Annotated in this window: 13 protein-coding genes; all 13 read right to left on the bottom strand. The window is 48.2% G+C overall.

What is annotated here, in order from left to right:
• Position 1: 1 nt before the first annotated feature.
• Positions 2-652 carry a thiamine phosphate synthase gene (gene thiE, locus ACIFQM_RS19770; protein WP_430042858.1) on the bottom strand — a complete coding sequence of 217 codons (651 nt, stop codon included), beginning with the start codon at positions 650-652 and terminating at the stop codon, positions 2-4.
• Complete coding sequence (gene thiD, locus ACIFQM_RS19775; protein ID WP_430042856.1) at positions 639-1,508, bottom strand: bifunctional hydroxymethylpyrimidine kinase/phosphomethylpyrimidine kinase; 870 nt, start codon at positions 1,506-1,508, stop codon at positions 639-641. The genes thiE and thiD overlap by 14 nt, the downstream gene beginning before the upstream one ends.
• A gap of 362 nt (positions 1,509-1,870) precedes the next feature.
• Positions 1,871-2,482, bottom strand: a complete 612-nt coding sequence (locus ACIFQM_RS19780) for a flavin reductase family protein (protein ID WP_430042854.1) — start codon at positions 2,480-2,482, stop codon at positions 1,871-1,873.
• Positions 2,483-2,494: 12 nt separating this feature from the next.
• Positions 2,495-3,277: a hypothetical protein gene (locus ACIFQM_RS19785; RefSeq protein WP_430042852.1), complete on the bottom strand. Its 783-nt coding sequence runs from the start codon at positions 3,275-3,277 to the stop codon at positions 2,495-2,497.
• 1 nt (position 3,278) lies between these two features.
• Positions 3,279-4,544 carry a multi-tm2 domain protein gene (locus ACIFQM_RS19790; RefSeq protein WP_430042850.1) on the bottom strand — a complete coding sequence of 422 codons (1,266 nt, stop codon included), beginning with the start codon at positions 4,542-4,544 and terminating at the stop codon, positions 3,279-3,281.
• A 91-nt stretch (positions 4,545-4,635) separates the two neighbouring features.
• Positions 4,636-5,106, bottom strand: a complete 471-nt coding sequence (locus tag ACIFQM_RS19795; RefSeq protein ID WP_430042849.1) for a hypothetical protein — start codon at positions 5,104-5,106, stop codon at positions 4,636-4,638.
• Positions 5,103-5,735 (bottom strand): RNA polymerase sigma factor, encoded by a 633-nt coding sequence (locus ACIFQM_RS19800; RefSeq protein ID WP_430042847.1) that lies wholly within the window; start codon positions 5,733-5,735, stop codon positions 5,103-5,105. Before ACIFQM_RS19800 ends, ACIFQM_RS19795 begins: the two co-directional genes overlap by 4 nt.
• 139 nt (positions 5,736-5,874) lie before the next feature.
• Positions 5,875-6,603: a DnaD domain protein gene (locus tag ACIFQM_RS19805; RefSeq protein WP_430042846.1), complete on the bottom strand. Its 729-nt coding sequence runs from the start codon at positions 6,601-6,603 to the stop codon at positions 5,875-5,877.
• Positions 6,604-6,606: 3 nt separating this feature from the next.
• Positions 6,607-7,902 (bottom strand): asparagine--tRNA ligase, encoded by a 1,296-nt coding sequence (gene asnS / locus ACIFQM_RS19810; RefSeq protein WP_430042844.1) that lies wholly within the window; start codon positions 7,900-7,902, stop codon positions 6,607-6,609.
• 135 nt (positions 7,903-8,037) lie between these two features.
• Positions 8,038-9,234, bottom strand: coding sequence for an acetate/propionate family kinase (locus tag ACIFQM_RS19815; protein ID WP_430042842.1), 1,197 nt, complete (start codon positions 9,232-9,234; stop codon positions 8,038-8,040).
• The gene (locus tag ACIFQM_RS19820) at positions 9,231-10,103 is read right to left on the bottom strand and encodes a 3-hydroxyacyl-CoA dehydrogenase family protein (protein WP_430042840.1); all 873 of its coding nucleotides are present in this window, start codon (positions 10,101-10,103) and stop codon (positions 9,231-9,233) included. Before ACIFQM_RS19820 ends, ACIFQM_RS19815 begins: the two co-directional genes overlap by 4 nt.
• A gap of 136 nt (positions 10,104-10,239) precedes the next feature.
• Entirely contained in the window at positions 10,240-11,742 is a 1,503-nt protein-coding gene (locus tag ACIFQM_RS19825) for an AAA family ATPase (protein ID WP_430042839.1), read from the bottom strand.
• Positions 11,735-12,268, bottom strand: a complete 534-nt coding sequence (locus ACIFQM_RS19830) for a hypothetical protein (protein ID WP_430042838.1) — start codon at positions 12,266-12,268, stop codon at positions 11,735-11,737. The genes ACIFQM_RS19825 and ACIFQM_RS19830 overlap by 8 nt, the downstream gene beginning before the upstream one ends.
• Positions 12,269-12,666: the final 398 nt, after the last annotated feature.

The raw sequence follows: 12,666 nt of genomic DNA on the forward strand, positions 1-12,666 counted from the left end.
ATCATTTCAGGATGCTTTTCAGACTTTGTGCAGCTTCACGTGGGGCTTCTGCCCATGAGATGGCTGAAATGACTGCTATGCCATCTGCTCCTGCCTGTAGGACGTTTGTTGCGTTGTCCACCGTAATGCCGCCAATGCCTACCAGCGGAAGGCTTGCACCACCTGCACGTAGCCTGCGGACCAGCTCCGGTCCCTGCACAGGATGTGCATCCAGCTTGGAACGAGTCGGGAACATCGGCCCTGCGCCCACATAATCAGCGCCAGCGCGTACCGCCTGCTCCGCTTCCGTTAAGCTGTGTACCGATACGCCGATGATTTTGTCGCCCATTCGAGAGCGCACGTGGTCTGTAGGCTCGTCATCTTGTCCGAGATGGACGCCGTCTGCATCCACAGCCAAGGCAAGCTCGACATCATCATTGACGAGAAATGGAACATCATACTGATGACACAGCCTCCCGGCGGCTTGGGCAAATTCGTGCAAGCGACTTCCCGTCAGACAGTCCACACCCTTTTCACGCAATTGAAAAAGGGTCACACCTCCCTGCAACGCTTCCTCCAAAACCATCAGCGGATCACGGTCGCAATTCACACTGCCCATGACCAAATAAAGACGCAGATGCTCCCGCATACGCCCTATATCAACTCTTGGCATCGCTTTGTTCCTCCCTCATGGCCCTGCTCCATACAGACGCCCCTTCTCCTGTCCAGCGTGCGTTCCATGCCCAATGGTTCGTTGGTCCATGCCCACAGCCGATACCCAAGCCCTGCTCAATCGCCGCCTGTATAAAAGCCTTGGCCGTCTGCGCCGCCTCGGGTACACTTCGTCCTGCCGCCAATCCAGCCGCCAGCGCCGCTGAAAAGGTGCATCCCGTTCCATGGGTATGCGGGGTATGAATTCGGGGGCCGTCCAGTTCGGTAAAATTGCGCCCGTCGAACAACAAATCCACCGACCGATCCGCTTCCGCGCTGTGTCCTCCCTTGATGATCACGTAGCCGCTCCCTAAATCAGCCAGCATTCGAGCCGCTTCCTTCGCATTCTCGCGACTAGAGAGAACTAGTCCAGTCAACGCCTCCGCTTCCGGAAAATTCGGGGTGACTACCTTTGCCAAAGGTAATAAATACGATTTTAGCGTTTCCACTGCCTCATCTTGAAGTAGAGAAGTTCCGCCCTTGGCGATCATTACCGGGTCTACGACAACATTAGGCCACCGAAACTGGCGAATTTGCGCGGCCACCTGACGAATGACCTCAGCCCCCACGAGCATACCCGTTTTAACGGCATCAGGGGGTAAATCCGTACCTATGGACTGTAATTGAGCCTCTACCATGGCAACAGGGACAGGATGAACAGCTTGTACACCGCGTGTATTTTGAGCAGTAACTCCCGTCAGGGCAGACATGCCGTACACGCCCAGCTCCTGAAAGGTTTTTAAATCAGCCTGTATGCCTGCACCCCCTCCGCTGTCCGAGCCTGCAATGGTTAACGCTTTGTACACCGTATGAGTCATAGCTGCGCCCCCCTGACAACGTCTTGCCGCTTCCAATTCTGCCGCTCATTCTGAATCTGATTTTTGGTATAAAGTAAAATGAATTTCAATATCAAGCGAACCCTGCTCCTTTGATGACAGGAGCCTGCGCTTCTTTCCAGCCGAGAGCTATGGTTTTCAGCATGCACATGCTCAAGTGTATAGAACAACAAAAAAACACTATGCAAAAGCAGAGTGTTCCTACACTAAGGTCCCTGCGCTGGCATTATCCAACAGGTTCATACGGTCTACGACAGATTAGTCGTACTCTCAGCTTGCTTCCGCAGGCTCCCGTGCTATTTTTTTATAATCGTAACCCTTTATGCTGTAAAAAGCAACGTCCCCTATTGGGGACGCTCCAGCTTAAATTGCTCTCCGAGCTTTGCATAATCATTGCCGGCCAAACGACTCACCGGACGCAGCTCCTTGGCGATTATGTATGTATTTTGATACGCTTCCTCGGACAAATGATACTGCACCACGCGCCCGATCAGCAGATCGCAGGCAGGTGCGCCCTCTGTGCCCCCCAGCGGTATCGCCTGCTCCAGGACACATTCCATGCGTATTTTCGCTTCAACCACGCCAGGAACCACAATTTTTGTGCTTTTTATCGGCGTAAGTCCGGCTAGTGTGATTTCACTTTCCTCCGGCGACAGACGGGAAGCCGTCACATTCACCGCGCCCACATTGTCCTCATCCGTAATATGAACGACAAAGGCTTTTTGCTCCATCGCATTACGTGCTGTATCCTTGGACACCCCATCGACACGTTGCACGGACACAGACAGAAGCGGCGGCTCGGAAGCTACGATGGAAAAATAACTGAACGGCGCACCATTCAGCACCCCTTCATTGCTCAGTGTGGTCACAAAGGCGACTGGCCTTGGGATAATGCTTCCGCTTAACAGCTTATAATTTTCACGCCCTGTAAGTGTATCAGGATTTAACGATATCATTGTTTTTCCCTCCTATTTTTCAATTACATTTCCCTGATTATCGCGCACGGTAACCGTAATCCCCTCGGGTACAGCAATTGTAACGTCGAGCTGATGCTGAGGCTGCATAAAACGTGTCGGGATTTGGCTCAGTAGCACATACAGCGTATCTCCGATATGCTTAGTTTGATACAGCTCCTGTCCTTTTAATTCATCCTCGTTGCCTGTATAGACATAACTTCCGAACACATGCACCTCTGGTGAGGTGGTTGCGTCAATTTTGACCGCATAGGGATTTTCACCCTGCACGATCACCTTGGTCACTCCGACAGGCAGTTTTTCATGCCAATCAGGAAGGACCCTTGTTTCCTGAACCGAGCTCATCATATCCCTGACTTGCGAAGTAAGTCCCAGTGAACTGACCAAAGCAAATCCGATACAACAAAAAACCAAGACTGCTGTAATAAACATACTGAACAAATCATAACGGATGCGCTCACGTGTCCCTTTCCACGCCGTATACATTAAAATTTCGAGTCCCAGCAAAACAAAAACGACAGGCCACCACGTCAACGCCTGATCCAATATGCCTGCTCCCCAAAACTTGGAGGCAAACGTTACCCCTCCCAACAAGACCAGAAAAAGTCCCATCGACAGCCTTCCAACCTTCCATACCCCTTCCGGGGCGTTTGGTGCTTTGGAGGAGCTGCTTTTGTTGGATGATGTACCCAATATGCCTGTGGAGCCTCCTGCATCACCATGAGGATGATGGACTCCCTTAAAGGGAGCCTCACTCTTTGAAAACTCAGTATCCATCCTATTGTTTCTCCTTTACCCGTTTAGATTTGGAATTACCGATCATCATCCAAATACCACCGCCAATCAACAATAAGGATACGATAATCGTCCGTAGATACATGTCAACCAAATTATAAATCTCTCCGTTCGGAAACAGGCGATCCAGAGTAGGAACAAGTACGTTGATCAAGATGTAATAGGCACCCAGCAATAGCAACCCCAAGCCTACCCAGCGGTGATATTGAGCAAACATATCGATCACAGGCTTGTCAATCAACGGTTCCCGTCCATAGCGGCTTATTTGCTGCAATGCATCAAAAAAGCTATAGAACCAGACCACCGGAATCAGGAACAAAAAGAGAGACAATTGCAGCACATCCAGCACATAAATACCGCCTAAGAACAGAAGCATGAGCTGAAGACCCCGTTTTTGCAGACCGATATACATATGTCCCGCCCCGGGAAATACCGATAAAATGGTAGCCAGCATTTTGCTTCGCCGCCCCTCGACTCTTCCATGCTCCAGTTCTTCAAACAAAGTCCGATCCTGAAGGATTTCTCCCGCATGTTTACGATGTACATGCTGCACTGCATCAAACATACAATACAACCATATGATCGGCAACACGCCCGCAAACGCCATAAATCCCGATTCGTTTGTGATGCTGGAAATAAAAACGAGAATCGCTCCAAAGCCAAAGAAGGACATCAGAAAAGACAGACCACGCTGCATCAGCCCTAGATGAAGGTGTCCCAATCCCGGGATGAACGATAGCAATATGGTGAAAAAGCGTTCATTGTCCGAGCCTTTTTGAAAAGCAGGCGAACCTGCCAATCCGTAGTGTCCCTGCGCATATTGATGATAACCTGCATCAAAATCCGCTCCTGCTCCTGGTATATCCGTATCCGCGTTCCGCGCTCCCTCCGGAGCCTCGCCCGCCAAGCCTCCATCTCCATAAGGCGTACCTTGGGGGTAAAAACCATATGGATTGGGGCCTGCATGAGGGGGATACGGAGTAGCGACTGCACGAGGGTCATAACGCAACAAGCTAATAATGATATGCAGCATACTCAGCCCCCAGAAGAGGGCAGCAACAAGCATACTGCCCAATATAGGCAACTCGTCTCTTGAAACTACCGAAAAAAATAATCCTCCAGCCAAACATCCAAAAAACAAAATGGTGTATACAAACGCATTGGCTTTTCTGGTCCAGTAATAGTGTCCCACACCGGGAATCATGTTCAACAGAAATGCCAGGAGCTTGCTTCGTTCCGTATAAGGCACCGCTACACTTCCTTTCTAATCTTGCGATATTGATAAAATTCTCATCTTAAGGTTTGAATTTAAACCTTTTTATCTGCCACTTTCATTGATTTTAGGGCTTTAATTTGTCGAGCCAGCTTGTCGTAGCCCGCATGACCTCTTCACTGTAGGAGACGCGTTTTTTTGGAGGAACGGGCTTACCACTGGTTTGCGGCATCATTTTGTCAAAAGCACCGCTAGACAGTAGAATTAGCGTCAAGCTTGCCGCAACTACGTAGTGAAATACAGGCTTTTCAAACCAACGACGCTTTTTGACAATGGCTTGGCTCGCTTCTGCTTCCTTATTGGGAAGAGCAGCCATTACCTGATCTGTGAAGCGCTCCGTATCCATCCAGGCAGAACAATCTTCCAATGTCGACTCCAACTGCTCCAGTGCAACAAGATATAAACCCAGCGCCTGCTCATCTTCCAGCAAAAGCTTTTCCAGCCGTACGGATTCCTCTGTCGTGCAAGTTCCTGTAATATAAGCGTGCCAGTCATTCCTCTGTCCTTTAGTCCAAGGTTTATCATGTTGGTCAGTCATTGCCATTCCTCCTCCTTCCAGTGATTTCGAATCCACTGCCGTGCCCGGTAGAGTCTGGACTCTACTGTTTTTAAAGCTACTTGCGTCTCTTCTGCAATTTGATCGTAGGTTTTGCCCTGCATATAATAGGCCTTAATAATATCCTGATGCTGCTGGGGCAGCTGGGCGATTTTTTGCGATAATTCCACATTTCGCTCTTCGCGGATCAGACGGACCAGCACATCCTCATCCCGGGAAGGGAGCTGTACGAGGGTTTCTGTCACATCTATAAGCTCTGCGGGCCGTCTGTCCTGTTTGCGCTTGATATCCAGCGCCTTGTGGAGCGCAATTCGGGTCAGCCACGTTTTAAAACCTTCGTTCCGGTACTGGGAGAGAGACTTATACACCTGAACGAACGCTTCCTGCGCGGCATCTTCCGCTTCTTTGCTATCATGCAGCACCGAATAGGCCACATGATACACATGCTTGCTGTACAGCTCTACCATCTCACGGAACGCCTGCCGGTCACCAGACCGTATTCGTTCAATGATTCTCTCTATATCAATGACGCTCTCCCCCTTCCCAATACTATAGACGCCGGAGAATTTACTCCCCCTGCATATTTCGAAAAAAATATTTAAAAAGGACACACCCTCCTGTTGGAGTGGCGTGTCCTCTATCGCTAAAGCTGCTGTATGCTGGAATATTTTACTTACATACGTTTAGCTTATAGTTACTTTAACCAAGCGTATAAATCTTTCTGCTGCCTGAAAACCTCAGTCTATCACTTTAGCTGCGTCCGCTCCCACGGAAACGCTGAGCGTATTCCTTTGCATCCTGTGCATTACGGACACGGTTGCGGCTCCATTCCAGCAAAATGCGGTCAATATAACGGAAATGCACCTTCCCTGCAAACACCGCTTCCTTCAAGGCCAGCAAAATCAGCTCCTCGGGATAACGATCCTGATCCACCCAACTAGTGATCGTCTCATATTCCATCGGTGACAACGGTCGGCCGAATTCCTTCTCGAAAATCGTGAACAAATTCCGCTCCTCCGTAGGCGGAGATTCCGATATTCCATTCAGCACATCCGGTTTCCCGGCAAACAAAATATCATCTTCATCGTTCTGCTCTGTGCGCTCGGGTATCATACATTCCGCCAGCTTACGGTACAGCCCCGTTAGATTGTAGCGTTCAAATTGTACGGATGAGCTGCGATCTTCCACGGTATCAATCCGCAGAAAGCCTTCCTTCATTAGCTTGCTAAAATGGAGCGCAATTTCGTTCGCTGTGCATCCCATGCGAGTCTGCAATTGCTCCCAGGTTGGAAATTCATTGCGCTCGGCTTGTTTAAAAGCAAGCAACTGCATAAGCAGGAGCATTTCGCCGTCCGTCAGCCGAAGCGTCCGGTAATGCTTGAGCAGGGCGTAGGGAATCTGGACCATTCCAGCTTCCATAGCAAAGGCTACTCCCTCTGCCCACTCTGCCGATGATGTCTTGTCGAATGAACCGGTCATCGCTTACGGATACAGACGATACAGCATACGTGGGAACGGAATCGTTTCACGTACATGATCGAGCCCACAAATCCATGCTACCGTACGCTCCAGTCCCAGTCCAAAGCCGGAATGCGGAACGGTGCCGTAGGTGCGCAGATCCATATACCATTGGTAAGCTTCACGCGCCAGGTTATGCTCGTCAAAACGTTCTTCCATCAAGGATGGATCATCAATCCGTTGGGAACCCCCGATAATTTCGCCGTAGCCTTCAGGAGCGATCATATCGGCGCACAATACAACCTCTGGACGAGTTGGATCAGGCTTCATATAAAATGCCTTAATGTGAGTCGGCCAATGTGTAATGAACACTGGCTTGTTGTATCTCTCAGCAATAGCCGTTTCATGCGGAGCGCCAAAGTCCTCGCCCCAAGGGATATCGAATCCTTCTCCTTGAAGGAAAGCAATCGCCTCATCATACGTAATGCGCGGGAATTCTCCCTGAATTGGCTCCAGCTTCGAAACATCGCGTCCAATCGTTTCAAGCTCTTTTGCACAATTTTTCAGCACTGATTGTACGATATGACTCACAAACTGCTCCTGTACGCGCAAAGATTCCTCATGATCTACAAAAGCCATCTCCGGCTCGATCATCCAGAACTCAATCAGGTGACGACGTGTTTTAGACTTTTCCGCACGGAAGGTAGGACCAAACGAGTATACCTTGCCAAGCGCCATGGCTGCCGCTTCCATATACAACTGTCCGCTTTGTGTCAGATAAGCATCCTCGTCAAAATATTTGATATGGAACAGCTCTGTTGTGCCTTCTGCGGAAGAAGGAGTCAAAATTGGCGGGTCCACCTTTGTGAAGCCATTGCCGTTAAAAAATTCCTGTACCGCACGGATAATTTCCGCCCGTACGATCAGAACCGCGCGTTGCTTGGCGGAACGCAACCACAGGTGACGGTGATCCATCAGGAAATCTACACCGTGTTCTTTTGGCGTGATCGGGTAGTTTTCTGTCAAATGAATGATTTCGATGCCCGTTACCGTTAATTCAAAGCCGGATTGGCTACGCGGTTCTTCGCGCACAACTCCGGTAACATACAAAGAGCTTTCTTGTGTCAAGGATTTGGCATCATTCCAAATGTCCTCGGACACCTCGCTTTTCACGATAACCCCTTGAATATATCCGGTACCATCGCGCAGTTGCAGGAACTGGATTTTACCGCTTGATCGTTTATTATTTACCCAAGCGCCGATTGTAACCGTTTCCCCTACATGGCGGCCCACTAGGGCAATCGTACTTTTATTCGTCATGACCGTCTCTCTCCTCTTAACCGAAAATCAAACAGCCCTTCCCCCTGGGTCAGGCTGTTTGCTCTCGCTGTTTGGTACATACGGAACCTATTTAAGTGATAGCCCGTATGTATAAAGTTTAAACTTCGGGTCGAACTACTGAACCAGACGGTACGTGTCGCGGGCAATAACCAGTTCTTCGTTCGTCGGAACGATCAATACATCAACCTTCGAATTTGCTGTTGTAATCCGGCGAGGCTCGCCAGAACGAATAGCATTCAACGATTCATCCAGCTCGATACCGAGGAATGTCAGTTGCTCCAACACTCTCTTACGCAGAACGACGGAGTTTTCGCCTACACCTGCCGTGAATACGATCAGATCTACCCCATTCATTGCTGCGGCATATGAACCAATGTATTTGCGCAGACGGTATTCATACATTTCAAATGCCAATGTAGAATTAGCTTCGCCTTTTTCCATACCTTCCGTGATTTCACGCATATCACTGCTGATACCGGAGATAGCTAAAAGTCCACTGTGCTTATTCAGCATGGAATTGACTTCATTGACGGTCAATTCTTGCTTGTTCATCACATAAGGCACGATTGCTGGGTCCAAATCACCACTACGTGTCCCCATCATAAGTCCTTCCAGTGGAGTCATACCCATGGAAGTATCTACGGACAAACCGCCTTGAACCGCTGTTACACTACCGCCGTTACCGATATGACAAGTGATAATTTTCAACTCTTCCAAAGGACGACCGACGAATTTGGCAGCTTCCTTGCTTACATAATCATGGGAAGTACCGTGTGCGCCGTAGCGACGAACCTTGTACTTATTGTACAACACTCTTGGAATGGCGTACATATAAGCTTTTTCAGGCATCGTTTGATGGAATGAGGTATCAAATACAACAACCTGCGGAACATCCGACATATTCAATTCAGCCGCTTTAATCCCCATCATGGAAGCCGGGTTATGCAATGGCGCAAGGTCGAACAAGCGGCGGATTTCACTCTTCGCTTCAGGCGTTACAACCGCTGACTGCTTGAAGATTTCGCCTCCATGAACAACGCGATGTCCCACAGCCTGAATTTCGCTAGTGCTGGAGATTACACCATGTTCCGAATCTGTAAGTGCATTCAGCACTTTACGGATCGCTGTAGTATGCTCCAGAATTTCGCTAACCTCAGTGTATTCTTCTTTGTTGGTTGGCTTATGCGTCAGGATGGATGAATCCATACCTATGCGCTCGACCAAACCTTTTGCCAGAACGGACTCGTCCGTCATATCATACAGCTGGTATTTCAGGGAAGAACTCCCTGCATTAATTACGAGAATTTTCATACCCGGTCACCATCCTTGTCGTACTTAAAGAAGCCTTCGCCCGATTTCACGCCCAGATTACCTGCACGCACCATTTTCTTCAGGACGATGGACGGACGATATTTCAATTCGCCGAATTCACGGAACATGCGCTCCAGAGCAGCCAAAACGGAATCCAGACCAAAGCGGTCAGCCATTTCCAAAGGACCGTTTTGGAAGCTGTAGCCGATTCGCATAGCATCGTCGATATCTTCAGCGGAAGCTACGCCCTCTTGAAGAACGTGAGCTGCTTCATTAATCAGCAGGCAAATGATACGGCTTGTTACAAAGCCCGGGGATTCATAAATCATTACCCCTTTTTTCTCCACTACTTCTTCAACAAACATTTTTGTGTTTTCAAACGTATCGTCCGAAGTTTTCAAGCCACGAATAATTTCCACAAGATCAATGCGGGATACTGGATAGATAAAGTGCATACCAATAACACGCTCAGGATACTTGGTCGAGCTGGCAAGCTCGGTCAGGCTCAGCGTGGATGTATTACTTGCAAGAATAATGTTGTTTGGACACACATAGTCCAATTCTTGGAAAATAGCTTTCTTCTCGTCCAGATTTTCTGTAATGGTTTCAATGACCATGTCACAGCTTCCAAGTTCAGCCAAATGGGAAACTTTCTGGATGCGGGATAAAATCAATTTTTTCTCCGCTTGTGTGATTGCCCATTTTTCCAGTTGCTTGTCCAGACTCGTTTCAATCATATTGTAGGCGTAGTCTAGTTTCTCTGGTGTCTGCTCTACCAGCAGCACATCAATTCCTTTGGACGCGAGCATTTCAGAAATACCCTGTCCCATGGTGCCGCCGCCGATGACGCCGATTTTTTTAAATTGCATGGTTCTTTACTCCACCCTTTCCTAGTCACTCTCTTATATTGTATCCTTCTTTGTCGAAAAATACATGTTTATGTCCCAATAGCTAATAATATCTTAGCACGGACTAAAAGTAAAAAAAAATAACCAGCACAAAAAATTATGCTGGTAATAGAGCATTTTCACTAAATTGACATCTAAATTGATCCCCGGACAGGGTTTCTTCCTTCATAAGGATGTCAAGAGAGTTGTCGAACACTGGACGATGCTTTTCGAGCAGCTCCAAAGTACGGTTATGGAGGTCGTCCATAATCTCACCATTTTCGCGCATGAGCTCTTCTTTCGTTACCATTTCCATGTTAATAATGCCAAGTGAAGTCAAACCGGAAGTCATCATCGTATGAACAATGTTCAGCGCCTGCTCAAAATCGTTGCTAGAGCCTGTACTGCGACCGCCATAGTACATTTCTTCCGCCGTAGCTCCTGCGAGCGAGATCATGATCTGCTCCTCCAGAAACTGCTTGGTATACAAATAATGCTCTTGCTGTGGATTGTGCCGCACATAGCCGAGCGCTTTCCCACGCGGGCTGAGCGCTACCTGGCTGACACTGCCCGGACGAACGATTTCAGCCATAATAGCATGTCCCAGTTCATGAATCGCTACACGTTTTTTCTCTTCCAGCGTTGATTCACGATCCGTTTTCTCACCCATCATCACCTTGTCAATCGCCATCGACAGATGCTTTTGCGCAATCGTTTCCTGTTCCTGTCTCATCGCATAGATTGCCGCTTCGTTCATAACACTTTCCAGCTGTGCACCGGAAAACCCGTAGGATTCCTCAGCAATTTTGTCCAGATTCGCATCTTCCTGAATCGGTTTGTTTTTGGCATGGATTTTAAGAATATGAAGACGGCCCTTCTTATCTGGCAAGTCCACTTGAATATGACGGTCAAAACGCCCCGGACGCGTTAGGGCGCTGTCCAGCATTTCTTTACGGTTTGTAGCCGCAATGATCAAAATGCGCGGAGTATCTACTGAATAGATGCCATCCATTTCAGTCAGCAACTGATTCAAGGTTTGGTCATATTCACGTTGCTGTCCACCCTCACGCTTGCCGCCAATCACGTCGATCTCATCAATAAATATAATAGCATTTTCCTTCTTTTCCTTGGCTGCACGAGTACGAGCCTCCCGAAACAGCTCACGGACACGGCCTGCACCAACACCTACGTACATTTCAACAAACTCACTGCCTGAAGCGGCAACAAATACAGAATTGGTATAGTGCGCAGCTGCCTTTGCCATCAGTGTTTTCCCGGTCCCCGGAGGGCCTGTAAGCAAAACACCTTTTAATGGACGAATGCCAAACTTGGAAATTTCATCATGACGATTCAAAAAATCCAGCGCTTCACGCAGCTCCTGCTTGGCGCTTTCTTGCCCGCCAATTTCCTCAAAAGTCAGCTTGTCCGGGCCATTCTTTTTACGTTTACGTTCTTGCCCGGCCCCTACAGCCAAGCCTCCACGTGCATGCATGAGCATTAACAAGCCGCTGAGCATCAAACCTACGATAAGAAAAGGGATAATATTCACCCCGATAAAAATGAGAAATATAATGGTGACCGGCACAATGCCGATTAGTGTTTCCTTGATCCATCTAGGCATTAGGCCATACCCCCATTTGCTGAGATTGACGTGGCAAAACGATAAACTTGGTCGCTTTGCCTTCGCTGAGTCGGATATAGACGTTGTTTGAATCCATATCGGTATCGGCCTCGATACCGGTTTTTTTCTTTTTCATCTGCTCAACGGTAGATGAAATTTGAGTGTATTTTTTATTCTCCATCGCTTCAGCTACCGGAAACATGGCCTCAGACCACCACTGGTTCAACGCTGGATTGGAATGATCCGCAATTTCCAGCTTAACTGTACGGCTGCCAATGATGGACTGTCCTTTTTGCTTAAATACATTGACTAATCCGGCGACATCTGCCTGCGGTTTGAGATCCAGATTCAAAACAACCTGATCCGGTTTAATATCTATTTGAGCGCTTGTGACGCCGGGATATTGGGAAACCAGTTTTTCCAGAGGACTCTGCATTGTAACCTGACGGTAAATGAACCACCCTCCGAACAACAGCGATGCTGCCAGAACCGCCGCAACAACGATAGGAACTGCACGTAATTTCAAATAACATCCTCCTCTCAAAATGTAAAACACAGAAGACACGGGACGAATGTCAACACATAAACCAGACTGCATGATCTATAGTGATCAGCAGGTCTTTTTCTATCATTTTTGTCTATCACTTATAAATTATAGTATATCATAACGTATATCTAATATCGAAGGCAATGTGTGGGGGAGTTGGGGGTAGGCAAAATCCTTGGTTATGGTGAGACGCTCCGTGAATGATTTGATCTTACGATCGCTGTTGCCATGGGATTCTTTTGATTATATAAAACATTTAACGGTTAGAATCCCATGACAAAGGCGAACGCTATCGCTTCTCCAGATTCAAATCCTCCACTCCACTCCGCTGCTGCACAGTCATAAAGATGAATTTTGCCCTAGGAGGGCAGTTGGGT

This window comes from Paenibacillus sp. NRS-1782, assembly GCF_050467685.1.
Taxonomy (GTDB): domain Bacteria; phylum Bacillota; class Bacilli; order Paenibacillales; family Paenibacillaceae; genus Paenibacillus; species Paenibacillus terrae_A.